The sequence below is a fragment of the Simiduia sp. genome, assembly GCF_058345725.1.
The window spans coordinates 1-25471 of record NZ_JBTUOC010000087.1 but is presented as its reverse complement, the minus strand read 5'-3'; the positions used below and the strand labels follow the sequence as shown (position 1 = coordinate 25471).

23 protein-coding genes are annotated in these 25471 nt (G+C 55.5%); 15 read left to right on the top strand and 8 right to left on the bottom strand.

Translation table 11 applies throughout. From position 1 onward, the window contains the following. From ACW8F6_RS17105 to ACW8F6_RS17050, 12 genes are all read left to right on the top strand, one after another. On the top strand, positions 1-1120 hold a 1120-nt coding region (locus ACW8F6_RS17105), incomplete at its 5' end, for a hypothetical protein (protein WP_491577101.1). A gap of 94 nt (positions 1121-1214) precedes the next feature. Beyond that, on the top strand, positions 1215-2663 hold the full coding sequence (locus tag ACW8F6_RS17100) for a hypothetical protein (RefSeq protein WP_491577100.1): 1449 nt from the start codon (positions 1215-1217) through the stop codon (positions 2661-2663). 24 nt (positions 2664-2687) lie between these two features. Beyond that, positions 2688-4814: a PEGA domain-containing protein gene (locus ACW8F6_RS17095; protein ID WP_491577099.1), complete on the top strand. Its 2127-nt coding sequence runs from the start codon at positions 2688-2690 to the stop codon at positions 4812-4814. Beyond that, on the top strand, positions 4807-5049 hold the full coding sequence (locus ACW8F6_RS17090) for a hypothetical protein (RefSeq protein WP_491577098.1): 243 nt from the start codon (positions 4807-4809) through the stop codon (positions 5047-5049). Before ACW8F6_RS17095 ends, ACW8F6_RS17090 begins: the two co-directional genes overlap by 8 nt. A 39-nt stretch (positions 5050-5088) precedes the next feature. After that, a complete protein-coding gene (locus ACW8F6_RS17085) occupies positions 5089-5886 on the top strand; it encodes a MotA/TolQ/ExbB proton channel family protein (RefSeq protein WP_491577097.1) in 798 nt (265 codons plus the stop codon). Positions 5887-5890: 4 nt separating this feature from the next. Then, a complete protein-coding gene (locus ACW8F6_RS17080; RefSeq protein WP_491577096.1) occupies positions 5891-7150 on the top strand; it encodes a hypothetical protein in 1260 nt (419 codons plus the stop codon). Beyond that, complete coding sequence (locus ACW8F6_RS17075) at positions 7140-8219, top strand: vWA domain-containing protein (RefSeq protein ID WP_491577095.1); 1080 nt, start codon at positions 7140-7142, stop codon at positions 8217-8219. Before ACW8F6_RS17080 ends, ACW8F6_RS17075 begins: the two co-directional genes overlap by 11 nt. Continuing rightward, positions 8219-9226 (top strand): VWA domain-containing protein, encoded by a 1008-nt coding sequence (locus ACW8F6_RS17070; RefSeq protein ID WP_491577094.1) that lies wholly within the window; start codon positions 8219-8221, stop codon positions 9224-9226. Before ACW8F6_RS17075 ends, ACW8F6_RS17070 begins: the two co-directional genes overlap by 1 nt. 47 nt (positions 9227-9273) lie before the next feature. Next, positions 9274-9948: a hypothetical protein gene (locus tag ACW8F6_RS17065; protein WP_491577093.1), complete on the top strand. Its 675-nt coding sequence runs from the start codon at positions 9274-9276 to the stop codon at positions 9946-9948. Next, a complete protein-coding gene (locus ACW8F6_RS17060) occupies positions 9948-10610 on the top strand; it encodes a hypothetical protein (RefSeq protein WP_491577092.1) in 663 nt (220 codons plus the stop codon). The genes ACW8F6_RS17065 and ACW8F6_RS17060 overlap by 1 nt, the downstream gene beginning before the upstream one ends. Before the next feature lie 15 nt (positions 10611-10625). Then, the gene (locus ACW8F6_RS17055) at positions 10626-12068 is read left to right on the top strand and encodes a M48 family metalloprotease (protein ID WP_491577091.1); all 1443 of its coding nucleotides are present in this window, start codon (positions 10626-10628) and stop codon (positions 12066-12068) included. Between the two features lie 72 nt (positions 12069-12140). After that, positions 12141-13769, top strand: a complete 1629-nt coding sequence (locus tag ACW8F6_RS17050; protein WP_491577090.1) for a long-chain-fatty-acid--CoA ligase — start codon at positions 12141-12143, stop codon at positions 13767-13769. Between the two features lie 95 nt (positions 13770-13864). Here ACW8F6_RS17050 and tmpT read toward each other — a convergent pair whose 3' ends face one another. From tmpT to ACW8F6_RS17030, 4 genes are all read right to left on the bottom strand, one after another. After that, on the bottom strand, positions 13865-14503 hold the full coding sequence (gene tmpT, locus ACW8F6_RS17045) for a thiopurine S-methyltransferase (protein WP_491577089.1): 639 nt from the start codon (positions 14501-14503) through the stop codon (positions 13865-13867). Positions 14504-14699: 196 nt separating this feature from the next. Then, positions 14700-15146: a hypothetical protein gene (locus tag ACW8F6_RS17040; protein WP_491577088.1), complete on the bottom strand. Its 447-nt coding sequence runs from the start codon at positions 15144-15146 to the stop codon at positions 14700-14702. A 173-nt stretch (positions 15147-15319) separates the two neighbouring features. Continuing rightward, the gene (gene olsF / locus ACW8F6_RS17035; protein WP_491577087.1) at positions 15320-17035 is read right to left on the bottom strand and encodes a bifunctional ornithine lipid synthase OlsF; all 1716 of its coding nucleotides are present in this window, start codon (positions 17033-17035) and stop codon (positions 15320-15322) included. A 131-nt stretch (positions 17036-17166) separates the two neighbouring features. Then, positions 17167-18720, bottom strand: coding sequence for a S8 family serine peptidase (locus ACW8F6_RS17030; protein WP_491577086.1), 1554 nt, complete (start codon positions 18718-18720; stop codon positions 17167-17169). Positions 18721-19034: 314 nt separating this feature from the next. Between ACW8F6_RS17030 and ACW8F6_RS17025 the strand changes: the two genes are divergently transcribed. Further along, positions 19035-20081, top strand: coding sequence for a methyltransferase domain-containing protein (locus ACW8F6_RS17025; RefSeq protein WP_491577085.1), 1047 nt, complete (start codon positions 19035-19037; stop codon positions 20079-20081). 51 nt (positions 20082-20132) lie between these two features. After that, positions 20133-20642 (top strand): transcription elongation factor GreB, encoded by a 510-nt coding sequence (greB, locus tag ACW8F6_RS17020; RefSeq protein WP_491577084.1) that lies wholly within the window; start codon positions 20133-20135, stop codon positions 20640-20642. A gap of 8 nt (positions 20643-20650) precedes the next feature. Here the strand turns inward: greB and ACW8F6_RS17015 are convergent, their stop codons facing one another. Together ACW8F6_RS17015 and ACW8F6_RS17010 are read right to left on the bottom strand one after the other, a co-directional pair. Further along, entirely contained in the window at positions 20651-21070 is a 420-nt protein-coding gene (locus tag ACW8F6_RS17015) for a hypothetical protein (protein WP_491577083.1), read from the bottom strand. 5 nt (positions 21071-21075) lie between these two features. Beyond that, entirely contained in the window at positions 21076-21606 is a 531-nt protein-coding gene (locus ACW8F6_RS17010) for a GbsR/MarR family transcriptional regulator (RefSeq protein ID WP_491577082.1), read from the bottom strand. A gap of 100 nt (positions 21607-21706) precedes the next feature. On the opposite strand from ACW8F6_RS17010, the gene ACW8F6_RS17005 reads away from it, so the two are divergent. Then, entirely contained in the window at positions 21707-22633 is a 927-nt protein-coding gene (locus ACW8F6_RS17005; protein WP_491577081.1) for an SAM-dependent methyltransferase, read from the top strand. A 166-nt stretch (positions 22634-22799) separates the two neighbouring features. Here ACW8F6_RS17005 and ACW8F6_RS17000 read toward each other — a convergent pair whose 3' ends face one another. Both ACW8F6_RS17000 and ACW8F6_RS16995 read right to left on the bottom strand, forming a co-directional pair. After that, positions 22800-25238 carry a polysaccharide lyase 6 family protein gene (locus tag ACW8F6_RS17000; protein ID WP_491577080.1) on the bottom strand — a complete coding sequence of 813 codons (2439 nt, stop codon included), beginning with the start codon at positions 25236-25238 and terminating at the stop codon, positions 22800-22802. Between the two features lie 10 nt (positions 25239-25248). Further along, on the bottom strand, positions 25249-25471 hold a 223-nt coding region (locus ACW8F6_RS16995), incomplete at its 5' end, for a hypothetical protein (RefSeq protein ID WP_491577079.1).

Genomic DNA, 25471 nt, shown 5'->3' with positions numbered 1-25471 from the left:
GGTGGGCTGCAGCTCCCACAAAGTAAAGTCCACCAATCACGTGCCGGTCGACAGAGTCACCGAGGAAATCCCCGAGCACCTGCTGCTGGACGTGGGTATTCAGTTATTCGACCCAGGCATCGATGACGCGGCCGATTCCGACGAGCTGATTTTTCCCGAAGTTCGCAAGGCCGAGTCGCGCTTTATGCCCGTGCTGCTTGCGGAAACACTGCAAACCTCCGCCGCCTGGGGCGCCGTGCGAGTAGTACCGCCAGCCAATACCAACAGCGACGTCACGGTCAGAGGCAAAATCATTCAGTCCGACGGCGAAATGCTGGCTCTGGCAATTACTGTCACTGACATTTCCGGCGCCCAATGGTTTGAACGCATCTACCGCGAAACTGCCAGCCACTATGCCTACAATAAGCGCTTGGTGAATAACGCCGACCCCTTTCAAGGGATTTACAACCAAATTGCCAACGACATGCTGGCGCACCAGCGCACCCTCAGTGACCTAGAAACGCGCAACCTGCGCGCCATTGCCGAACTGCGCTTCGCCCGCGACTTTTCTCCCACTGCATTCAGCGATCACCTGCAAGAAACTAAAGACGGGCGCTTTGCCGTTGTGCGACTGCCTGCCGCTGACGATCCAATGCTCAACCGGGTGCGTCGCATCCGCGAGCGGGACTACCTGTTTGTGGATACCTTGCAAGACTATTACGGTACTTTCGTACGCGAAATGGACGGTCCCTACCAAACTTGGCGGGCCGAAAGTTACGACGCGGTCATTACTCAGCGCGAACTGGAAAGCCAGGCCACTACCCGCACCATTGCCGGCATCGCCGCCATCGTGGGCGGTATTGCCGCGGCCGGCAATAATAGCGGCGCCGGGCGAGCAGCGGGCCAGGTGGCCATTGCCGCCGGTGGCTATATGGTAAAAAGCGGATTTGACAAGCGCGAAGAGGCCAAACTCCACAGCGAGACGCTGGTCGAGCTCGGCGATTCTCTGGAAGCGGCCATTGAACCGCAAATTATCGAGTTGGAAGACCGCACCATTACCCTGTCGGGCACGGTGGAGAATCAGTACGATCAGTGGCGCGAATTGCTAAAAGAAATCTACAAAGCCGAAACCGGCTTATAATAAAAAGGTAGACTGGCAAAGCTTTTAATAAGTATGCCCTTACAAGACCCCGCCGCAGGCACAACGCCTGCGGCCCAAACGAATAAGTTGCTGCATGAACGACCCACAAGCGCTGCCTTGGTGGCAGCAATCGCGACTCCAATATGTCGCAATCGCTGTGTTGATTGCTCTAATGCTATTTGTGGTTTTTGCGCTGCCCCATTTAGTTGGCCCCGTAGAAATCAAACCACAGGATTCCGCCGCGAGCGCACCAGGTCCGGTGCAAACCGCCCCCGTGGACTCCCCCTTCGCCGACGCCCAGCTTGCGCGCGAGCGCAAAGCCGCCCAGGAAATACTTAGCAAGGTACTGCAACTGCAGGATCAGCTGGAAGGCCAGCGCGTATTAGATTGGAATCCACAAGCCTACCAAGCGGCCTTAGATACTGCCTTTAAAGCCGATGAATACTATCGCCAGCGCGCGTTTAGCACGGCCCAAGAACACTACCAGAGCGCTCTGGCCCAGCTACAGTCGCTGAAAAATGCCGCCGGTGCGGCCTTGGACGCCCAGCTTGACCTGGGACAAGCGGCACTTGAGGCTAAAGATGCACCAGCGGCCAATACCGCCTTTGACTTGGCGCTCGCCATCGATCCCAATAATTCCGCCGCACAAACCGGCAAACAAAGTGCCGAGGCCCTCGACCAAGTGCTCGAATTACTGCGCAAAGGCCGGCTGGAAGAAAAGACAGATCACTGGGTGGCCGCCCGCGATCACTATCAAGCGGCCCTGGCGCTGGACCCCAACTCCCCGCTGGCGCGAGCCGCCCTCGATGACATATCCGCAAAAATTCGCGACCGCAATTTTACGCAGGCCATGTCAGCCGGCTTTAAAGCATTAGACAAACAGGCCTTTTCAGACGCGCGCGCGCAGTTTTTAAAAGCCGCAAAAATCAAACCCAGCGACCCCTCCGTCGACCTGGCATTGCAGCAGGTGGGCAGCCAAAGCCTGCACGCCAGCATTACCCGCACCTTAGCCGAGGCGCGCCAGGCAGAGGCGGAAGAGCGCTGGCAAGCCGCCAACACCCTGTACCGGTCACTGCTGGAAAAAGACAGTACATTGGTGGATGCCATGGTGGGCAAGCTGCGCACCGATGCGCGTGCAGAGCTGGCCCAGCGCACGGCAAAAATTCTGGACAATGCACTGCAGCTAAATAAACCGGCCAACCTTCAAGCTGCGCAGCAAACCCTGCAGGATTTGGACGAGTTGGGCGACGGCGGCCCACACCTGGAACAACAGCGCAAGGCGCTGCGCGAGCTATTGACCCAGGTGACGCTTCCACGTCAGGTCATTCTCGAATCTGACAACCTCACCCAGGTGACCATCTACCACGTGGGCCGAATTGGCAATTTTGAACAACACGTATTGTCATTGCGGCCCGGTACTTATGTGGCAGTGGGCTCGCGGCCCGGCTACCGCGACGTCAGAGAAGAATTTACGGTTGCACTGGAAGCCAACCAGGTGACGGTGACCATACGCTGCACTGAAAAAATAGCGCTGGGCGGCTAATCGCCCTATAACTTAGAGGACATCATGACGCAGCAGGAATCACTGCCTCAAGCCACGGAAGCATCGGGAGAGCACCAGTCTGTCGTCATTGAGCCGACACCTTTTGCACCCAGTGAAGCGCAAACCCGTCAACGCCGTTGGCGGCCCAGCCGACGACAAATCTTAGTCGCCACACCCTTATTTGTTGGGCTCATTGCAGTGATATTTTTACTGGTATCCCGCTCTGTGACCTTTGCGACCCTGCCGGCCGCTGCCAGCGTCGAAGTGACCGGCGGAGTAAAAATTAAATTAGCTAACGCCTGGTTGTTATTGCCCGGCGAGTACCACTTGAGTCTGTCGCACCCCGGCTACCACGCACTGCAGCAAACGATTACCGTAGGCGACGACGCCGAGCAGCAATTTCGATTTGAGTTGGCCAAACTCCCGGGACGCTTATTGGTGACAACCAATGCTTCCGAGCAAGAAGCAGAAGTGTTTCTAAACGACGTGCCCGTGGGCTTTAGCGGTAAGGAAATTGCCGATATCAGCCCCGGTGTACACGCGTTAAAAGTACTGCATCCACGCTACTTGCCCCACGAGCAACACATCACCATCGAGGGCAAAGACCTACTGCTAACACAATCGGTCGCGTTGCAACCAGCCTGGGCCAATGTTCAAATCACCACACAACCCGCCGGTGCCGAAGTTCGCATTGGCAGCGATAGCCTGGGAAAAACGCCCGGTGAATTTCAGATAATGCGCGGCGAACAACAACTTTTACTGCAACTTGACGGTTATAAAATCTGGCAAGACAGTTTCGAATTTAAAGCCGGCGAGCAATTGATTCTGCCTGAAATCACACTGCAAAAAGCCGATGGAAAATTAACTCTCACGACTCGCCCGAGCGGTGCCAGCGTCACGCTGAACAGCAACTTTCTCGGTCAGACCCCCATGGAGATCGCGCTGGCACCCAACCAAAGCCACCGTATAAAAGTGTTTAAAGAAGGCTATCAAGAAGCCAGCACACAAGTATCGATCGACTCTGGCAGCAGTAAAACACTGAATCTCAATTTGGAGCCAGCCTTGGGCAAGGTGGCCATTTCGGCTAATTTTCCAGACACCGAGCTCTACGTGGATGGCCGTCTGTTTGGCCGCGCCAACCAAACACTGTCACTGCCTGCAAGGCCCCACACCATCAGTGTGAAAAAGGCCGGCTACGAGACCTTCGAGGCAGAGGTGACTCCCAGACCCGCGCTCACCCAACAGTTAAAAGTCGTATTGCGAACAGTGGATCAAGCCAAATGGGACAAAATTCCGAAGACCTTGCGCACGGCCACCGGACAATCGCTAACACTATTTAAGCCCAACGCCCGGTTCACCATGGGCTCGTCGAGGCGCGAACAAGGCCGCCGCTCCAACGAAACATTGCGCCAGATTGCACTTACCCGCGCCTTTTACGCATCGCCGCTATTGGTGACCAATTCGGATTACGTGAAATTTGAACGCTTTCACTCATCCAGCCACGTCAAGGGCAACAGCCTATTCAGCGAGAATCAGCCAGTGGTGAACGTAACCTGGGAGCAGGCCGCAAGGTTTTGCAATTGGTTGTCGGCCAAGGAAAAACTACCCGCCTTTTATCGGGAGGCTGGCGGCAAAGTGGTCGGCTTTAACCCCGATGCGACGGGATATCGACTGCTGACCGAAGCTGAGTGGTCGTGGCTTGCCCGCGTGCAAGATAAGGATGGCATGCGCAAGTACCCCTGGGGAAATCAGCTACCGCCTCCTGCCAACGCAGGCAATTTCGGCGATCGCTCGGCGGCTTCACTGCTAGGCCTGGTTTTACTGGATTACAACGACGGCTACCCGGTGACCTCACCCGTGGGTAAATTTCCGCCCAACGCCAAGGGCATTTACGATGTTGGCGGCAATGTATCCGAGTGGGTGAACGACTTTTATGGCGTCGGCACCGGCCTTAATTTGCAAACGGAAACCGACCCCTTAGGCCCAGAAAAAGGCGATTACCACGTCATTCGCGGTTCGAGTTGGGCGCACGGCGGCATTACCGAATTGCGCCTGGCCTATCGCGATTATGGCGATCAACCGCGCCACGACCTGGGCTTTCGAATCGCCCGCTTTGTAGAACCGAGAAAGGAGGTCAGCCAGAGTGAATAACATACTCAGCAAGCCAGGCAAGCTGTGGTTAACTCTGTGCTGCTGCTTGCTCGTCAGTGTTACTGCCTTTGTCTTGGCCCAAGACGAAAACACCGAAGCACCCAACGCGACGCCACAAGCCGCGACCACCGCGCAATCCACGCCGCAGCCAAGCGGTGGCAGTGGCGACCCAAACTACACTCCCAGCGAAGAGATTTCTGAAGATCTTTCAGTGTCCTTTCCCGTGGACATTTAGCAACCGATACGCGCAACCCCAGGTGATTAAGGACAGGCTATGAAACGACAAACAGGATCAGATTTCATCTTTCAGGTGTTCGCCCTGTTACTTTCTATCATCATTGTGCACGCCATTTACGTGTCACTCATTCGGCCCACGGCCAACGCCATGCTGGAAGAACAAATGGCGCGCCAAGCTGCCGGCGAGACCTACGTGGTGCAGCGTTCTTTTTACGTGGTACTGCGCGACTACGAGCAAGAGGCTTGTTTTGTATTAATGCTATGGGCCATGGCCATCATGGGCTTAAAGGCCCGCAATGGCATGGCCGAGCGAAAGCTGTTGGATGAAAATCTCTTGCCTGTCGACAACAGCACCAGCGTGCTACCCGAGGACACACGCGCACTGTCGCGCCATCTGGAAAATTTGCCCGGCGAAAAACGCAGCCTACTGGTGGCGCGCGCGCTCAATGCAGCCCTGCAACGCTTTGGCTCAACCCACCACATCGGGGACGCCGCCAACGTCGTCAAAGAAATATGCGATTCAGAATCAGACCGGCTAGACAGTGAATTGGCCATGGTGCGCTACATTGCCTGGGCCATTCCCTCCATCGGCTTTATCGGTACGGTGCGCGGCATTGGCGAAGCCTTGGGCCAAGCGCATCGCGCAGTGGAAGGCGATATTGCCGGCGTCACCGTTAGCTTGGGTGTAGCCTTTAACTCCACCTTCGTGGCCCTGGTTATCAGTATTATCATTATGTTTTTCACACATCAGTTGCAGTTGCTGCAGGAGCGGCTGGTACTCGACACACAAAGCTATTGCGATGACAAACTCCTCAAACAATTGAAATCGGAATAGCGCCATGACCTGCAGCCTGCTGCACCTCAATGATTTTCACGTACAACTGTTCAACGCGCAGGGCGAACAGTTAGCCACCCCGGCACAATTGGTATTTGATCAAGACGCGCTGATCAGTGGAGACGCGGCCGTGGCCCGCGCGCGCATTAAACCCCTGCTGGCCTATAACCAACATTGGCAACAACTCAATCAGTCGCCAATCAAATTGCCCGACAGCCGCTATCGACACCACGCCGATCTCGCCTATCGTCAACTGGCGCAGTGGCTGGCCGACTTTGACACAGAGGCGCCTTTGGTGGTGGCACCCAGTTACCGCTATCAGCAAGAACAATACGCACTCCTAGCGGGCATGTTACAAGCCCTGGGCGCCAAACCCGCCGGTTTTGTTCACAACGCCCTGCTGCACTGCCAAGGGTTTTTACACGATGCAGGCAGCGTGGCCGAGCCATTGATTCACGTCGACATCTGCCTGCACCAAGCCCATGTTACGCAATTGCACCAACGGGATGGACAATTGGTGATTGCTCGGGAGTGGGATCTACCCGACTGCGGCATGGCCACCCTGGCGGAAGGCTGGCTAAAGCACACAGCCGCCGCCTGTATCCAGCAAACCCGCTACAACCCACTGCACTCCGCGGAAAGCGAACAGCGCCTGTTTAACCAATGGCTACCTTGCATGGTACAGCTTGCACAGTCGCCCAGCATTGAGCTCGCAATCGACGACAAGACCATCGAACTCAAGCGCGCGCACTTCGAGCCACTGTGGTCAGCGTTAGGCGAACAGCTGGCGCGCTCGGGCGGCGTGCAACTGCTGTCACCTGTAGCCCAATACCTGCCTGGCTTGAACGGTATTGCAGTAACGGACGCGCAAATGCAAACAGCGCTCGCTGCCCTGGCACCTCAGCTAACCGGCCCACTGCAACTGCTGCGCAGCCTGCCGGTACCAGCTTCGGCCAGCGGGCATCCAGACGCGCAACGGCGTACAGCCCCAAACGCCACACACCTGCGCATCAACCATGTGGCGCGTCCACTGACCAGCGATCTGCGCTTGCGGGTGAAGGGTGAAGAATTGGTCACCAGCACAGGCGCCCAAGCAGATATTGAATTCTACCGCGAGGGTGCAACCTGGTATTGCCGCACAACCCTGCCCTGTCAGCTGAATGGCCAGCCGGCCGGCGAAAACTTTCCGCTGGCAATGGGCCAACTGGTGACCTGGCAAAACTGCCAGCTGCAGCTCATTCAGGTAGTGTCCAATGGCGCGTAAGCGGGGGTTTTCGACCTTTTCGCTGTCGTTTCTCGACATTATGTCGTGCGGCTTTGGCGCCGTGGCGTTGATATTTCTGATTATCAAACACGATATAGATACCCGTGCCGACGTCCAAACAGATTATCTGAGTGCCGAAGTGGAGCAGTTGGACGAAGAAATTCGCGAGGGACAAAAAAACCTTGTGGCGCTGCGCAATACCTTGTCGGCACTGGATCAACAACACGTAGAGGCCCAGGGACTGGCGCGGCGCATACTGGAAGATGTAAATCTGACCCAGGGTAAACTGGATGAATTTTCCAGCCGCGACGTGGAGGCAGAAATTCAGCGTTTGAAAGAAGAGCGAGAAAAGCTGCAAACCGAAATTGAACGGCTCAAGGCCGAAGACCAGCAGCGCGGCCAAGATGCCCTGCAATACTTGGGCGACGGCGATCGCCAGTACCTCACCGGCCTGAAGCTCGGCGGCGCGCGCATCCTGATCTTGCTGGACACCTCGGCCAGCATGCTGGATGAAAAACTCATCAATATCATTCGCACCCGCAACATGAGCGACACAGTCAAGCAACAGGCCCCTAAGTGGCGCCGCAGTTTAGCTACGGTGAAATGGTTGGCTGCGCAACTGCCGCAGCAAAGCCAGTACCAAATTTACGGCTTTAATACCGATGTAAAGCCAGCGCTAGACGGCACCATGGGCCAGTGGCTGCGAGTTTCAGACCAAAAACAGCTGGAATTGGCTATTCTTAATTTACGCAAAACGACACCGTCCGGCGGCACTAGCTTGGAGCGCGCCTTTCACGCAATCAATGCGCTGAACCCCAGGCCAGACAATATTATTCTGCTCACCGACGGGCTGCCCACCCAGGGTATGGTGGCCCCCAAGCGCAACACTGTCACCGGGCCCGAGCGGGAAAAACTATTCCAGCAAGCGGCAAGCCTCTTGCCCAAGGGTGTGCCGGTCAACGTTATTCTCGCACCGATGGAGGGTGACCCTATGGCAGCCGCACACTTCTGGTATTTGGCCATGGCCACGCGGGGCTCCTTTATCAGCCCATCTAAGGACTGGCCATAATGAAACGCAAGCAGCGCCAAACCGACGAGTTCAACGTCTCCTTTCTGGACGTGATCTGCTGCGGCTTTGGCGCCATTGTATTGCTGCTGATGATCACTAAAACCGTACCTATTGTGGTGCTCGAAGAAACTCAGATCGACCGCAAAGGCCAGGTAGCAGACCTGCAGCGACAACTGTTTGAGATACGCGGTGAAACCACCTTGCTCAATCGCGACCTCAACGCTAAGCACGAACAGCTGGACGCCGAAACCGCTCGCATTGCAATACTGCGCGGCAAGCTTCAAACGCTGCAGGCACGCTACGCATCACTTGCGCGCCAATCCAGCAGCGACGACAACGAACTGGGCAAATTGGCCAGCGCCACCCAAAGCCTGACCGAAGAAATGCAACGCTTGCTGGGCAATCGCTTTGCCCGCCAGAATAATATTATCGGCGGTATTCCCGTGGACAGCGAGTACATTATTTTTATCATCGATACCTCGGGCAGTATGTTTAACTTTGCCTGGCCACGCATGATGGATGAAATGATTGCCATACTGGATATCTATCCATCGGTAAAGGGCATTCAGATCATGAACGATATGGGGCAATACATGTTCACCTCCTTCCGGGATGAGTGGATCTCAGACAGTCCTTCTCGTCGCAAGGCAATTATCAATCGACTGCGCAGCTGGAACCCATTCAGTAATTCCAGCCCGGTAGAAGGTATCCAAAAGGCCGTGCGCACCTTTTACGACCCCGACAAGCGCGTGAGCATCTACGTAATGGGCGATGACTTTACCGGTAAATCTATTACCCAGGTGGTCAATATTGTGGATCGACTAAATCGCAATAGCGACAATGACCAACCAAGGGTTCGCATTCACGCAGTGGGCTTTCCCATACAATTTGACCCACGTGTACCAAACCGCCAGGGTGTTTTTCGCTTTGCAGCGCTAATGCGCGAACTCACCTTCCGCAATGGCGGTACTTTTGTAGGATTAAACGACTACCATCAACAACGCTGAGGTATATTCAGCCAAACGCCACATCAATCAGGCGAAGAGTATCGACTATGGCACAGAGTAATTATGGGTTAGTTGGGCGCGGGCTTACGATCGTCGCGCTGGTTTTTTTGACCGCCTGTGCCGGCAAAGTCGACGTCAAAGGCGATATCCCGACGCCGCTGGTCGACAAAAAGATACTGAGTGTGGGCGTGGTAGACAACCCCCGCTTTCAAACCTTCCAATACGAAGAGAAGAGTAAAGACCGGCTGAAATGGACCATCGGCACCGGCGGTGCTCAGCGCAAACTGCTAAACACGCTACTCACCGCCATGTTTACCCGAGTGGAAAACTTGCCCGACATCCCCCAAGCGGCACAGCCAGCGCCGGTAGACTTAGTCATACTGCCCCGCGTCAAAGAATTTCAGTACGCTATGCCGCGCGAAACCAAAGTCAACATCTTTGAAGTGTGGATCAAATACAGTATTCAGGTATATGACAACCAGGGTGCATTGGTGGCAGACTGGGTCATGCCCGCCTACGGAAAAACGCCCACAGCTTTTCTAAAATCGGAGGAGGATGCGTTAAACCAGGCGGTTATGATGGCACTGCGCGACGCGGGCGCCAGCTTTATTACAGGCTTTGATCGGGTGCCCGAAATCAAAGCCTGGCTAGAGCTACCCCGACAACCAGTCGCGCCGCCCAAGCACCCGCGCCCGCTGGCTCCTAGTGAGGAGGACGAGTAATGGCCAAACAATTTGTGTTAATAGCATGCCTCTGGGCCAGTTGGCTGTTGCTGGCAGGTTGTACCTCGGTCACCGTTGACGAATTTAAACGCGGTAACGCCAGCCTGGATGCCACCGACAGTGTTGTCGTACTCGGCCGCCGACACTCCAGTGATTACGAAACTGAACCCGATCTAGTGGATTGTATCGGTGCCGAAATCAGTAACGGCAACAATATAAAAGTCATTCCCGAGCGGGAGTTCATCGATCGCCTCTACCCCTGGTTTGAGCCCCGCATTGCGCCCATGTCGGTGCGCAGCTTACATCGGATTGCCCAGCGCGACGATGTGGCCCACGTGCTGCGCGAATACGACGTGCACTACATCATTTGGATCGATGGTCATACACAAACCACCAACAGCGCCGGCTCCATCGGCTGCTCCGTGGGACCGGGCGGCGCTGGCTGCTTTGGTTTTGGTACCTGGGACAAGGAGTCGGACTACGAAGCCACCATTTGGGATTTCGATCAGGGCAAAGTAGTGGGAAAAATCAGCGCCGATGCCTCTGGCACCTCTTACATGCCCGCCATTGTGGTGCCCATACCGCTCATCGCGCGCGTGCAGGCAGGCGCGTGTGAAGGACTTGGCACCCAGCTGCGAAAATTTTTAAAACCCGATAGCTAACAAGGGATCGTTCACATGAAACCTTTACAGGCCCCGCTTGCTTTGCTCACTGTTGTCGCGCTGTTAGGCGCGGCTGGCTGTGCAGTTAATCCCGCCACCGGCACGCCAGACTTTGTGTTTATGAGCGAGTCCAGCGAAATCGAAAAAGGCAAAGAATTGCACGAGAAAATTCTCGCCTCTATGCCCGTCTATCAAGACGAAAAACTTACGCAGTATGTGAATGACATTGGCCAGCGCTTGGCCAAGGTCAGCGACCGACCTGAAATCACCTACACCTTTACCATTATCGATAGCCCAGACATCAACGCCTTCGCGTTACCCGGTGGTTACATTTATATCAACCGCGGCCTGATTGGCTATCTGAGTAATGAGGCACAATTGGCCGCCGTCATTGCCCACGAAATTGCCCACGTCACGGCGCGCCACACAGTTCGTCAAGATGCCGCCCGCAAAGGCGCCAGCGCCGTCAGTGTGGCCACCGTTATCACCACGGGCAGCATGGTGGTGGCCGATGCCGCCGATCTGTGGACCAGTGCTGCCGTGTCCGGCTATGGCCGCGATATGGAGTTAGAGGCCGACAGTTTTGGCGCCCAATATTTGCACAGAGCCCACTACGACCCCGCGGCAATGATTGACGTGATTGGGGTACTGAAGGATCAGGAGCGCTACGCGCGCTTTCGCGCCAAAGAAGCGGGCCAGAAGCCCAAAAGTTATCACGGCGTATTTTCCACACACCCGCGCAATGACCAGCGGCTGCAAGAAGTAATCGCCACGGCGGGCACCTTGCCAAAAGGCGCCGACGGCCAGCTCAACACCGCCGAATTTCGCCAGGCCACAAACGGCATGGTGATTGGCATCAATTACGACATGGCCCTGCCCGGGCAGGAAAACCGCTATATGCACAGCAAACTGGGATTTACCTTCGTGCATCCCAAGGGCTGGTCGGTGGAAAATCAGCGCAGCAGCCTGGTAATTCAACCGGAAGATAAACACACCCAATTGACGCTCGGCATTGCGCTCCTAAAAGTACCCATGGAGCCCAGCGCCTACTTGCGCGACGAATTAAACACTGGCCTGCTGGCTGAGTCTGAACCCCTCAGCCAATTTGGCCTTACCGGCCACACGGGTGTGGTGGCGGCGAAGGACGGCCAGCCCGCACAACGGGTGGCGGTACTGTTTCAGGGTAATCGCGCCTACCAATTTACCGGCAGCATTACTAACGAGGCAGACGACGCCGGTTTCAAAGAAGTCATCACCACCTTTCAGCCCGCCCGCGTACCGCCTAAAGGGGCCTCTAAACATTTGCGCTACGTCATCGCCAATGAAAACACCAGCTATCAGGCACTGTCTGATCACGGTCGCCTGGGGCCCAACGGCGCCGATCAACTGCGCCTGCTCAACGGCGACTACCCGCGCGGCGAGCCCACACCGGGCGAGTGGATAAAAATTGTAGAGTAATTATTTCGTGCGCAGCCCCCAACGGCTTGCGCAGCTTTACCCACAACAACAATAACGACAGCGAGGTTTGCCATGCTCGGCCAGATGATGAATACACCACTGACAACAACCAGCATCATGCACTTTGCAGAAAAGGTGTATGCCCACAGCGAAATTGTCAGTGTCACCGCCGATAATCCCAACCACCGCTACAGCTATGCGGATGCCTTCCAGCGGGTGCGCAAACTGGCAAATGCGCTGCACAAGCTGGGCGTTAAGGCCGGCGATGTGATTGGCACGCTGGCTTGGAACGACTACCGGCACTTTGAACTCTACTACGCGATTTCCTGTTCGGGCATGGTGTGTCACACGGTCAACCCGCGCCTGTTTCCGGAGCAATTGAGCTACATCATCAACCACGCCGAGGATCAGTACCTGTTTATCGATGTGTTATTTGTGCCGCTGCTGGAAAAATTGGCGCCGAGCTTGCCCAATGTTAAGGGTTACATCGTGCTGACCAGTGAAGCGATGATGCCCAAAGAAAGCAGCCTGTCCAACTTGCTTTGTTATGAAACGCTGATTGCCGATGAGTCCGACCAGTTCCATTGGCCTGACATTGACGAAAACGCGGCCAGTGCACTTTGTTACACGTCGGGCACCACGGGTAATCCCAAGGGCGTACTCTACGCCCACCGCAGCACCGTGTTACACACCTACGCCACTGCCATGCCGGATGTGTTTGGTATTTCGGTACGCGATGTTGTATTGCCCATCGTGCCGATGTTTCACGTTAATGGCTGGGGCCTGGTCTACACCGTGCCCATGATTGGCTCCAAACTGGTTATGCCCGGCCCCAAAATGGGTGATGGCGAAACACTCTGCGCGCTGATAAATCGCGAGCAAGTCACGATTTCCGCCGGCGTGCCCACTGTCTGGCTCGCGCTGTTAAATTATTTGGAGCAAAGCCAGGCCACAGTGCCCTCATTGATGCGGGTTGTAACCGGTGGCGCAGCTTGCCCGCAGCCTATTTTTGATGCTTTCCGGGAGCAGCACGACGTGGAAGTCCACCACGCCTGGGGTATGACAGAGATGAGCCCGCTCGGCACTTACAATACTCTGAAACCCCATATGCAAGGCTGGAGCGAGGCAGAAAAAACTAAAGTTCGGCTAAAGCAGGGGCGCCCAGCCTATGGTGTCGACATCAAAATCGTAGACGACAACAACGTCGAGCTACCCTGGGACGGCGTATCGGCCGGCGCGGTGAAAGTGCGCGGCCCCTGGGTGATCCAGCGCTACTTTAAAGCCGAACGCGATGCCTGCGACGCCGACGGCTGGTTTGAAACGGGCGACGTGGCCGCCATGGACCCGGAAGGCTATATGCAGATAACCGACCGCACCAAAGACGTCATCAAATCGGGCGGCGAGTGGATATCCTCCATTGAACTGGAGAATTGCGCCATGACCCACCCACAGGTGGCCGAGGCCGCCGTCATTGGCGTTGCGCACCCCAAATGGACTGAACGCCCGCTGTTAGTGGTGGTGGCCAAACCCGGAAAAGCGATCGACAAGGCCGCCCTGCTGGCACACTTCGACGGCAAGGTAGCCAAATGGTGGATTCCAGAGGCCTGCGAGCTAGTGGCGGAGTTGCCACACACCGCCACCGGTAAGGTCAGCAAAAAAGATTTGCGTGCGCAATTCCAAGGTTACGCTTGGCCCGACTGACACCGCCAAGCTCTGTGGGCGCGCAGCAGCGCCCTTTTTAGCATCCCTTTTGCTTTTCATCCGCCCGCTTCGCAACAATGGCGCTGAGCTGCCGGCTAGTTATTTTCCAGCAGCCACACTTGCTCAGTCGCGGCGCAGCGCCCCTTCAAACCACCGGGCACCTCGACCACGTCCAGGCATTGCAGGCTGTAGTGCGCGGCGTAATGCCTTTGCACTTCGCTGGCCTCGATGGAAAAGGGAGGGCCATCCTGCAATCGCTGATCGTACACAAAACAAATCAACAGCTGTGGCGCTTGGCCGGAGATTGTCCGCAGGTGGGCAGTGTATTGCTCGCGCATCGCGGCGGGTAAGGCCACCAGCGCTGCCCGGTCGTAAATCGCATCCACTGGCCCAAGCTGCTCGGCGGTTAGTTCAAATAGATCGCCCACCCAAATATCAATGCCCGCTGCACTGAATTTCTCCAAGTTCTTGTGCTGGGTGATTGTAGGCTCGAGCATGAGATCAGAAAAAAGCTGCTCTATGGCCATTCGACTCAGTTCAGCGCCCACCACCTGATGGCCCTGCGCGCGCAACCAGCTAATATCGCGCGTTTTACCGCACAATGGCAAAAACACCCGGCTATGTTCTGCGAGCTGCAGGCGCGCAAAATAGCGCGTCAACAGCGCGTTAGGGGCGCCCTCGTGAAAGGCGATATTGTTACTGGCCCATCGGCTGTGCCAAAATTCTGCGTCCATTATGACTCCTGATCGGATGTTCTCTCGATTGCGTTCGGGTGAAAGCATACCGCTTTACGCTAACGTAAAGTCAATACGCCCCGACAAGGAACTGACCAGTTCTGCGGGCAAGTTCGGTGCACAGCCCTGACTCTTGCACACTTTAGGTGCGCACTCGAGCCACGCAAGGACGCCTATAGAATAAGCAAGTGAGTTGCTATTTGGATTGAGCAAACAGTAGGCGGTATTTGTCGGCACCTTTTTGCACCATCTCAACCAGACTCTCGGCGTCGACGGACTCCATCATCTGTAAGGTGCGATCGCATATCAGCGCCACTTGATCCGCCTCCTTGACATCGGGCACTGGCAGACCCGCCAAACCCATACGATAGCTCGACTTGGCCTGGTCAATGGCCTTGCTGCTCACCGCAGGCACTTGCGCTCGGCGCAATTGGTCAAGTTCACGCAAGGCATTGTAAAGCGCGGTCATATTGCGCGCCTCAAGACGATCGCAGGTATTCACACTCGCCTCGTATTTAATCAATAGCAGGTCCGCCGTGAGCGAGAGCATTTCCTCGTCACTCATACCGGCGCCGTAGCTGTAATGCAGTGGTGCGCACAAAAGTGCGCTCAGTACCCAAGTGGCGATTGTTCGATTACCCATACTTCCCTTCCATCATTAGACGCAGCCGGCAACCATAGGCGGCTGCCTGTCCCTTGACGTATTCAAGAAACGGGCCAGCTTTTACAGAACTTGGGGTGGACAGACATTGCACTCAGGAATTAAAAGTGCATAAAAAATGGGGCCAAAGGCCCCAATCAATCAGTGACAACCTATTATTGTGCACCAAGGTATCGTTTGCGTTTTGCCGCCTTCAATAGCCGCAAATCCGCGATAAATAAACCGTCTACACAGTGGCCAAATTCGGGGTCGACGCCAAAGTCCATCAGGGTAAAGCCGCCCTCCTCAAACAGCGCGGCATATTGCTTAAAAAGTACAGGCAATTTACATTGCTCGCTGGCAAAGGCGGCCTGCAGGCGCTTAAAACTGGTCTCGCGGTCGCATTCAGCCATTTCCAGGTCGAGCGCCTCCTGGATGTGCGGCTCTAAAACAAAGGGCGTATTACTGACGGCCAGTACCGACGCGCTGGCGTGAAAGCTTTGGTAGTGATGCACCAGCCGGTCGCGCAACGGCTTGGGAACATCGGCACTCATCGACACAGGGCCAATCAAGTAACGTATGTCGGGCCGGTGTTGCAAGAGTGCGCCCAAGCCCTGCCATAAATAGTCCAGGCTATTCTTACCCCAGTAGTCGGGCGCCACAAAGCTGCGGCCCAACTCCACGGCCTGCGCAAGCAATGGCTCGGCAGCTGCTTGATAATTAAACAGCTCGGCAGTGTAGAGACCCGCCTGACCTTCACGGCGTAAAATCTCCCCGCAGTCGCCCAGTCGGTAAGCGCCGGCAATGGCCAACCGTTCGTTGTCCCAGAGCACCAGGTGCTGGTAGCTGCGATCATAGCGATCGAGATCGCGCCGTGATCCCGTGCCCTCCCCCACTTTGCGAAAGGTTTTTTCCCGCAACCGGCCCAGCTCGCGCATCAGAGGCGTATCCTCTCGGTACTGGCACAGATAAATGGCGTTATCGTCGCGCGTTTTGCCCAGCAACAATTCACTTTCGAGCTGCGACTTGACCCGGCTGGCGGCCTCTGGGTGGGCGATGGTTTTTTCCGTAACAAAACCCTTGGATTTACCTTTGCCCATCTTGTAGATGTATTTTTTGAGCCGCTGGGCCAAAAACCGATCCGCTACCTGTACCGAATCGACACTGACTGCGGGTATGGGATCGCCCACGGTGAAGTGAATATCCATGTGGTATTTATTGAACATCTCCCGCGCCAGCCACAAGGTGCTAAGTGGCTTATAGAGCATCGATAAACTGTAGAACAGCGCCGAGTTTTTGGCATCGATGTGCACTGGCAATAAATTCGCCTTGGCCCTGCGCGCAAAGTGTAAAAAGCCCGTTTGCCATTTGCCGTCGCGAATACCCACAGGGCTTGCGCGAGAGACTTCCCCGGCGGGAAACACGATCACCGCAGCGTCTTGTTCCAGCGCCTCCACCACGGCTTTATAGCTGCGGCGATATGAGGAGCGTCCCATATTATCTAGCGGAAGCAACAAATCAGTCAGCTGCTCAAAACTGCTGAGAAGATCGTTGGCGACAATCTTCACATCGGTGCGAATCTCGCCCACGGCACGCAAGAGCGCCAAGCCATCAAGAGAACCGATGGGGTGATTGGCCACAATCACCACCCGCCCTTCGGCCGGAATATTGGCGCGGCTTTTTGCCGACATGCTGTAACTAAAATTAAAGTACTCAAACACCTTGTCGATAAAGCTGAAATTTTTCAGCGCCCGATGCTCGTCCAAAAATGCGTTGATCTCATCCTCGTGTACCAGCTTGCGCAGCAAACCAAAGGTGGAGCGCTTGATGAGATTGGGCTGATTACTGATCCACGGCAAACGGGTGGCGACAGACTGTTCGATATTTATCATGGTGATCTCGGATTTATAGGCACCCTGTCACCCTATAACGACTTAATGACAAGGTTTGGGCAATTCCATGACAAACCTGTGACAACAAAAAACGGGCGCCGAAGCGCCCGTTTTATGACCGTCTGGCTAACTTAGCCGCATTTCTTTGGACCACCTTTACAGGTGCCGCCGGTGCCGCCACCGCCGCTGCCATCACCTGCACAGCCGTGGGTGTCCAAATAGTCTTTGGCCGCTTTGGCCTGTATCAGACCATAGCCGTAGGCATTGTCGCGACCGGCAGCTCCCAGATCTTCAGCCGTGGCATTCAGTGCCGAGCGAATTTGACTGTTCGTACAGCTAGTGTGATAGCTCCACACCAGCGCCGCCACACCCGCAACGTGCGGCGAGGCCATAGAAGTGCCATCGTATTTCGCGTAATCGCTGGCGGTCACAGAGACGGTACTGTTACTGCCCACTTGGGTCTTCATGATTGCACCATCTGTGTCAGAAACACCCACGGATGGAATCGAGGTTGCAGTTTCGCCCAAGGTGCCGCTCAATACGCCCGGCTCGTTGTTATAGATAATTGCCGCAGCACCGCCGCCGGCTTCACACGCCTGGACTTTTTCGGCAAAGCTAATTGACCCGCGCTGAATCAAGCACACTTTGCCACTGGCGCCAGCGCAAGGTACATCGCCGATGCCACAATCCATCAAGGCGCCCGAGGCCGTACCCTGAGCCGAGCCGTCCATACCCAGCGCGGTGTAGCCCACACCGGCCACAGTGGCGGAGGCTTCAGAGCCCGCCTGATCGGGCACTGAGGATAAAACGCCCACACCCGGTGCGGCCAGTTCGACCTGATTGGTTTGCTGCGAGAAAGACGCTACCACTTTGTTTTCGTCGATGGCCGCCACCGACACCACCGAGCTATAAGACGCAGGGTAAGAGTGACGGGTATTGCCATCGTTACCGGCCGCCGCGATGTTCAGCACGCCGCGAGCATTGGACTGATCAAAGCCGCGCTCTTCTGTGCGCGACGCACGGGAACCGCCCAAGCTCATGTTAATAACGTTGGCGCCGGCTGCTTCACACCGGCTGACTGCGTCTATCAAGGATGATGAATAGGCCCAGCCGGCGGCATCAAACACTTTCACGATGTGCAGTTTAATGGCGCCATTGGGCATGACACCCACCACGCCTTCGTTGTTGTTTAACGCGGCGATGGTACCGGCAACATGGGTGCCGTGGTGGTTCTGATCTTCGTACCAGTTGCCAGCGCCGGCGGGATCATTGTGGCCGGTCACCAGGTTGGCAGCCAAGTCTGGGTGGCTGATGTCGTAGCCGGAATCGATAATGCACACAGTGCGATTGCCCGCTTGCATATCGCTCAACTGGTCGGCCTGTACCATGGCGATACCGTAGGGCGATACCTGCGCCATGGGGTAGCGCTTAACGTCTTCCTCGATGTATTCCACCAGGCCGCTGTTTTGCAGGCCTTTCATGGCCTGTTCGGGCAATTGGGCCGCAAAAGCGCCGTGCTTGGCCAGATCGACTTTTTTCTTACCGCCCATCTTTTCGGCCAGCACTTGTGCGGCCTTGCCTTTGCCATCTTTGAATTTAACGATGTAGCGTTGCTCTTCAGCTGCCTGGGCTGCAGTCACTAAGCCAAGCGCACAAACGGCCGCCGTTAAGGGTTTCAGTAGCATAATACTCACCTTAATTATTATCGTTCGATCCGGCTTGCTATTACCTACACCAGGCAATACCCGCCGGCAGTTGGTGTTATGGTCGTCTCCTCCACAAGATGATTGAGACGACATGCATAATGACAACGGTGGACCCGGCAGAGTCCGCAATGGAGCCCCAAAAAATAGTTAGACTGATCCGTTATATGTGTAAAAATCGACCTCCCTATTACTGAAAGTCTCAAAAAATAAACCCAGGTGCTACCGACAGGAACACTGTAACCTAGCGGCCCGGGCTGCCTCTAACAGCACACACGCTCAAGTTAGGAATTGTTATGCGCGAAGAAGTGAAAACCTATTACGGCGAAACTCTGCAAAAGTCAGAAGACCTGCAAACCAATGCCTGTTGTACCGGCGAGACGCCACCGGAATACTTGAAACCAATTCTGGCAGCCATTCATCCGGAAGTGCATGCACGCTACTACGGCTGTGGACTGGTACTGCCCGAGCAGATCGCCGGCGCGCGCGTGCTGGATTTGGGCTCCGGTGCCGGATTGGACTGCTTTGCGCTGTCGGCACTGGTTGGCGAAACGGGCAGTGTGGTGGGTGTGGACATGACCGAGCAACAGCTCGCGGTGGCCCGCCAACACCTGGATTATCACCGCCAGCAGTTTGGTTATAGCAAGGCCAACGTCACCTTCCTGCAAGGGGAGCTGGAGCATCTGGACGCTCTGGACATTCCGGATAACAGCATCGATGTTATTGTCTCTAACTGTGTCATTAACTTGTGCGAAGACAAGGCCGCCGTACTCAAACAAGCCTATCGGCTGCTAAAGCCCGGTGGTGAAATGTACTTTTCCGATGTCTACGCCGACCGCCGCATCCCCGCCGCCCTGGCCCGCGACCCGGTGCTCTACGGCGAGTGCCTGTCGGGCGCCTTTTACTGGAACGATTTCCACAACACCGCCAAGGCCTGCGGCTTTTTAGACCCGCGCCTCGTGAAGGACGCGCCCATTACCATCGAAAATCCCGCGCTCAAAGAAAAGTGCGGCGATATCCGCTTTTTTTCGGCCACCTACCGGCTGTTTAAACTGCCCGAGCTGGAACCCTTCTGCGAAGATTACGGCCAGGCCGTGGTGTATCGCGGCACCATTGCCCATCAGCCGCACAGTTTTGCACTGGACAAGCACCACCACATCGCCACCGGCAAGGTCTTCCCCGTGTGCGGTAACACCTGGCGCATGCTGCACGACACGCGCTTTCGCGACCACTTCAGCTTTATTGGCAACTGGGACACCCACTACGGCATTTTTGACGGCTGTGGCACCGCCCTACCCTACGACACCGACACCAGTGCCAACACCGCCGGCGCTTGCTGCTAGCGCGTGCATGCTGTGGCAATATAGCGCCCCACGAACATAATCGAGACACCTATGGGACGTTGGCGACCACCCCGCCGCCGCGGCTCGGCCTATATCACCCCGGCCGGCGCCAAGGCGCTTAAAGATGAGCTTACCCAGCTCTGGAAAATCGAGCGGCCACAGGTCACCCAGGTGGTGCACGAGGCCGCCAAAAATGGCGATCGCTCGGAAAATGGCGACTACATTTACGGCAAGCGCCGGCTGCGCGAAATTGACAGCCGCGTGCGTTTTTTAACCAAGCGTCTGGACGAACTCACCGTCGTGGATCGGCTGCCCGACGACCAGGACAAGGTGTTTTTTGGCGCCCACGTGACGCTGGAGGATGACGAGGGCAATGAAATCCGCTACCAAATTGTCGGCCCCGATGAGTTTGACGTAAAGGCCGGCAAGCTCAGCATGGACTCCCCTTTGGCGCGAGCCATCCTGGGCAAGCGGCTCGACGATGAGATTGCCGCGCCCCTGGGCGATACTCTCAAGCACTACGTGATTGTCGAGGTCAGCTATCGAGCCTACGACGCCTAGCCATCGGTCTACTCGCCGAGCTTAGCCTTTGGAACCGCACGCCAAAATAGCAGTGGTAATAACAACGCCAGGCCCGCGACGGCATTAATGCCGTAGTGCAGGTCCAACCCATACCAGGCCGACAAACTGGTATCGGAGACCAGCCACAGAGCGATGGCCGCCATCACTCCCAGTCGCAACCGTTGGGCACCGGTTAGGCGGTAGGCATAAACCGCCAAGCAAAACAAAAGCCCCCAACTTGCCACAGTAGGCCCCAAAAACTGCAACGCGGGCACCAGCCCGTGCGTCTCAGTTAACCCCAAAGTACGCACCCAGTGGTTCAGATAGGCATCCGACCAGGGCGATGCCATAAAGCCAATAAAACCCAATCCCAAAAGCACATGGCCGAGCCCACAGGCCATCAACCAACCGTAGATGTATTGTTGCATCGCGATCACCGCCGTTTCGGTAGCAGGTGTATAATTTTGGCGCCCATGCGCATCAGCGCTGTTAAACTGCCCTTCGGCAATTGCACCACCTGTTGATACCAATCGAGTAATTCACCCAAAAAATTGCCCATGGCGTGGATTTTTTCTTTTACGGCGGCGGGTGTTTTTTTATCGGAGGCCAACTCCCGCTCACACTCGCGCAGCAACCCCATGATCGGGTCCAGTTCGCGCCGCTTGCGCTGTTCAACAATGGTAATAAAGGTCTCCCACAAATCGCCGGACATGGAAAAATAATCCCGCCGATCGCCCAGCTTGTGCGACACCTTCACCAGCTCCCAGCCCTGCAATTCCTTAAGGCTGGTGCTGACATTTGATCGCGCAACAGCTAAGAGCCTTGCGATGTCTTCCGCGTTGAGCGGCTCAGGGGCCAAATATAAAAGCGCGTGAATTTGCGATACCGTGCGATTAACGCCCCAGCGGCTGCCCATTTCGCCCCAGTGCAAAATGTAGCGCTGCATCAACGGTGTAATTTCCATAACCATAATATTCTGTAATTTCTGTATTTACAGAAATTACAGTAATGCGTTAAGGTGATACTGTCAATCAGCAATCCGGCCTAGCCGGTAAGGCCATGTCATGACAGAGCGCGAGATCACACTGCAACCCGCGCACAAACACAGCATCGGGCGCCTTAGGCCCAGCTGCGCGGCACCGCTAAATGCCAATACCCCGATTGTGGAGTACTACACCGTCGCCGGCATGGATTACGAGCCCTGGAGCCGCAATTACAACATGCACTTTGGCTATTATCGCTGGGGCATAAACCCCTTCAACCTGGAATCCATGCTGGAGGAGATGAACCGGCAGGTACTCAGCCGGTTAGGTCTGCACCACAACAAGCCTCAACACCTAATTGATCTTGGCTGTGGTGTGGGCAGCTGCGCTGCCTTCGCCGCCCAACAGCACGCCAACCTACGGGTTACAGGCATCAGCATAGTCGAGCCACAAATTGCACAAGCCCGCGCCCGCCATCGGCAAGGTCGGGCGCAACTTAATTTTCAGGTCATGGATTACCGCCATCAAACTTTCCCCGACAACCACTTCGACGGCGCCTATGCCATTGAAAGCAGCTGCTACGACCAAGGTAAAGCCAAGCAAGCATTTTTAGCGGAGACCTTTCGCACCTTAAAACCGGGTGCACGCTTGGTGGTGGCCGATGGTTTTACCCGCACAGCAGCTTGCTCAACTTGGTTTAATTATTGTTATCGAAAGGTATGCGACGGCTGGGCGCTGCAAGATTTTGCCTGCATTGAAACATTTACTGAACAGTTGGCGGCCATCGGCTACACCGACATTCGCGTAGAAGATGCCGCCTGGCGGGTAGCTCCCAGCATTGCTTATGTGCCCTGGGTCTCGCTGCGGTACCTGTTTGGCAAGCTGCTAAAAATACGGGGCGATAATCGTATTCAATGGGGTCACTTTCTGGCGCCGTTGTTTGGCATTTTGTTGGGCGTGCAGCGCAGCCGCTACAGCTATTTTATCGTGACGGCGAAAAAGCCATAGTTCGACTGTAAGCGGAAATAAAAAAGCCACCCCAGGGGGTGGCACACGCACTGTTTCAATAGAATAGCGAATAACTGCACAATCCTCGCCTGCGAATGGGTCAACGCACAGCACTCAAGTAAAACACCCACCGACTTAACTACCAGATCGGTGGGCGATTGATGCGCTAAAGTGACGAGTGGGACACCAACCTAAAGCTGTCGAAGTACACCACTGTGCCATCGGCCGGTGCGGCTTCGTAGGTTAGAGCGAAATCATCCACCCGCACATCCAGATCTGCCCCTGAACCTCCGTCGGCGAATATGGTATTCGGGTCATATTTTGCAAAAACTGTCAGCGATGCATTGCTACCAGAATTAAATGTCAGCCGATCCTGGTAAAAGCTGTCGTCACCTTTAGGGGCGCCAGCGGCCACCAGGTCGTCGTACACCACTTGCTTGCTGGCCTGAACGGTGACACCGTCTTCCGCATACACGCCCATGGTAACCGTTGGGGCATAACTGCTTTTATCCAGCATGTACATGGTTAAGGTGTACTCGGTGTTTGGCAGTATGCCCGTTAGCAATTGACTGACGGAGGGTTCGCCCACATCGTCCACGGTTTTATAGCGTAGTTTCACGCTGCCGTCGGCGCCCGAGGCCGAGTTACCGGAGCGCTCTGTACTGCCGATGCCGGTACCTTCATGGTTTACCCAATCCGTATCGTCGGTATTGCCTTTGTAATTGGTAAAGCTGGCGTCGGCTATGGCCACGGATTGCTCCACACTGCTACTCATGGCACCGCGAATAATTGCACTGGTGGCTGCACCTGAATTGAAACTCACACGCACTAGCCCATAGGCGCTGGTGCTATCGTGCGCAGCACTATAGGTCACGCCATCCACCTCGGCAGACAATACACCGTAACCTTTAACAAAGGCGGTCAACGTATAATTTGTGTTGGCTGCCAATGTCACGGTTTGCGCCACGCTGCCATCACTGGTGGTTAACTTGGCACTCTGTCCACGTGAAAATACTTCTGCAGGCTCACTGCTAACTTCCGCCTGCGTCAACGTCCAGCTGGCAGCACCTTCGTCAAAATCGTGGTTTGCAATGGCCACCTGCTGCACGTGAAATTCCGTAGCCGGTGGGGTATAGCTCATGGGACCCACATCGTAGCGACTTAATATGCCACGGTTTTTTACCTCGTCACTGGTGTGATCGGCGCCAGCTTGGGTGGTGTCGGTCCGCGCTTGCCCATCCATATCTACGTCGACGGAATCAAAATCCCCAATAGATGATGCCATAACTGCCGTTAGATCGGGACTCGCATCGGTTTTTCGCCACAAACCTTGGCTGTCTGGTGCCAAGGCGGGATCCTCAAATCGAATACCTGGCGCGCTGGTCAAATCCTCGTCATCAGAAAATGACTGGCCAAAAAAGATATTGCCCTCAATAACAGAACTGGCCGGCAAACCATCCGCCGCCTGGGTTATTACTGGTCCAATGGCACCGGCAATGATGTTATTGATTAAGTACACCGTATTGGGGTTGGTGGCTTTTTTGCCGCCGTCCACATTCAGGCTGTTCACACTGTCGACCACCGTATTATTGGCAACATACACGTTAGTTAGCTGCTGATAGCCGTTGGTTGTTGAACCATCAGATCCCATTAATACAATACCGCCGTGGTGAGTGGTGTTGTAGTAGCGCGCGCCTTCAATGTAGTTGTTGGTAACCGTATGGCCGTCATCAATTATTCGAAGGCCGCCAGCATAGGGATGATCGTCACCAATAATGAAATTATTGCTGATTGTCGCCTTAGAGCCATGGCGAGTTGTAATAGAGCCGTAACTGTTGCGCACAGTATTGTGCACTATTCGGTTGCTACCGGCCTTGTTGGAAATGACTTCAGCCTCGCCCTGAATGGCTTCGAACAAATTGTGTTCCACCACAGAAAAGGAGTCGACCATGTGCGAGTCACTGGTACCAATACGAATAGCTTCGTGCTCGTTATCTGAACTGTCGGCGTATGCCTTTCCATCAATAGGTGGGCGGTCGCCAAAATAGTTATGATCGATTTGCGTGTAATCCGGATCTGTCAGCATGGGGTCCGCGCCGCTTGGAACGTAGCGATCCACAATCAGTAGTGCGCCGGGCGCAGTTTTACCTGAAAACCAATTGTGGTCGATGCGATTGTATTGGCCGTAAATATTTAGCCATTTGTTGCTATCGGTGACACCTGGGTCCAAATTGATAAACGAATTTTCCGTGATGCGGCAATGGTTGCAAGGCGTTGCATCGTTGCCGCGCGTTTGCAAAAAATCACTGTTGGCGCTAAAAGCCCCATTAAAAATGAAACCCTGCAACGTGACGTACTCACCACTCATACGTACTTCAGCAGTGCCTGTGACAGTCACTTGGCCTGGATTTTTTGCGGCCACAACGATGGGTTCAGCCTCGGTGCCTATGCCACCAAAATTCAATTCCAGGTTGGTGTAATTTCCATCCTCCAGACACAGTGAGGTACCCGCCGCCAAATCTGTAGTGGCTGCCTCTTCAAGTGCCGAACCGCTGGTGAACACTTGATCACACGCCACCTCTGGCACAGAGTCATTATCGCCCACGGTTCCGCGCTCAAAGTTCCCCAATGGCGGCGTTGGCGTCGGTGTCGGCGTTGGTGTCGGCGTTGGCGTTGGCGTCGGCGTCGGCGTCGGCGTTGGCGTCGGCGTTGGGGTTGGCGTTGGCGTCGGGGTTGGCGTTGGCGTCGGGGTCGGCGTCGGGGTTGGCGTCGGCGTCGGCGTCGGGGTTGGCGTCGGCGTCGGGGGTGGCGTCGGGGTTGGCGGCGGGGGTGGCGACG

What these genes read in the sequence shown, in the direction of transcription:
- greB (WP_491577084.1), top strand. Translation starts at nt 20,133, where the DNA reads ATGGGACGTTGGCGACCACCCCGCCGCCGCGGCTCGGCCTATATCACC.
- tmpT (WP_491577089.1), bottom strand. Translation starts at nt 14,503, where the DNA reads ATGGACGCAGAATTTTGGCACAGCCGATGGGCCAGTAACAATATCGCC.
- olsF (WP_491577087.1), bottom strand. Translation starts at nt 17,035, where the DNA reads ATGATAAATATCGAACAGTCTGTCGCCACCCGTTTGCCGTGGATCAGT.
- ACW8F6_RS17005 (WP_491577081.1), top strand. Translation starts at nt 21,707, where the DNA reads ATGACAGAGCGCGAGATCACACTGCAACCCGCGCACAAACACAGCATC.
- ACW8F6_RS17070 (WP_491577094.1), top strand. Translation starts at nt 8,219, where the DNA reads ATGAAACGCAAGCAGCGCCAAACCGACGAGTTCAACGTCTCCTTTCTG.
- ACW8F6_RS17040 (WP_491577088.1), bottom strand. Translation starts at nt 15,146, where the DNA reads ATGGGTAATCGAACAATCGCCACTTGGGTACTGAGCGCACTTTTGTGC.
- ACW8F6_RS17050 (WP_491577090.1), top strand. Translation starts at nt 12,141, where the DNA reads ATGCTCGGCCAGATGATGAATACACCACTGACAACAACCAGCATCATG.
- ACW8F6_RS17095 (WP_491577099.1), top strand. Translation starts at nt 2,688, where the DNA reads ATGACGCAGCAGGAATCACTGCCTCAAGCCACGGAAGCATCGGGAGAG.
- ACW8F6_RS17025 (WP_491577085.1), top strand. Translation starts at nt 19,035, where the DNA reads ATGCGCGAAGAAGTGAAAACCTATTACGGCGAAACTCTGCAAAAGTCA.
- ACW8F6_RS17055 (WP_491577091.1), top strand. Translation starts at nt 10,626, where the DNA reads ATGAAACCTTTACAGGCCCCGCTTGCTTTGCTCACTGTTGTCGCGCTG.
- ACW8F6_RS17010 (WP_491577082.1), bottom strand. Translation starts at nt 21,606, where the DNA reads ATGGAAATTACACCGTTGATGCAGCGCTACATTTTGCACTGGGGCGAA.
- ACW8F6_RS17060 (WP_491577092.1), top strand. Translation starts at nt 9,948, where the DNA reads ATGGCCAAACAATTTGTGTTAATAGCATGCCTCTGGGCCAGTTGGCTG.
- ACW8F6_RS17085 (WP_491577097.1), top strand. Translation starts at nt 5,089, where the DNA reads ATGAAACGACAAACAGGATCAGATTTCATCTTTCAGGTGTTCGCCCTG.
- ACW8F6_RS17065 (WP_491577093.1), top strand. Translation starts at nt 9,274, where the DNA reads ATGGCACAGAGTAATTATGGGTTAGTTGGGCGCGGGCTTACGATCGTC.
- ACW8F6_RS17015 (WP_491577083.1), bottom strand. Translation starts at nt 21,070, where the DNA reads ATGCAACAATACATCTACGGTTGGTTGATGGCCTGTGGGCTCGGCCAT.
- ACW8F6_RS17080 (WP_491577096.1), top strand. Translation starts at nt 5,891, where the DNA reads ATGACCTGCAGCCTGCTGCACCTCAATGATTTTCACGTACAACTGTTC.
- ACW8F6_RS17075 (WP_491577095.1), top strand. Translation starts at nt 7,140, where the DNA reads ATGGCGCGTAAGCGGGGGTTTTCGACCTTTTCGCTGTCGTTTCTCGAC.
- ACW8F6_RS17100 (WP_491577100.1), top strand. Translation starts at nt 1,215, where the DNA reads ATGAACGACCCACAAGCGCTGCCTTGGTGGCAGCAATCGCGACTCCAA.
- ACW8F6_RS17030 (WP_491577086.1), bottom strand. Translation starts at nt 18,720, where the DNA reads ATGCTACTGAAACCCTTAACGGCGGCCGTTTGTGCGCTTGGCTTAGTG.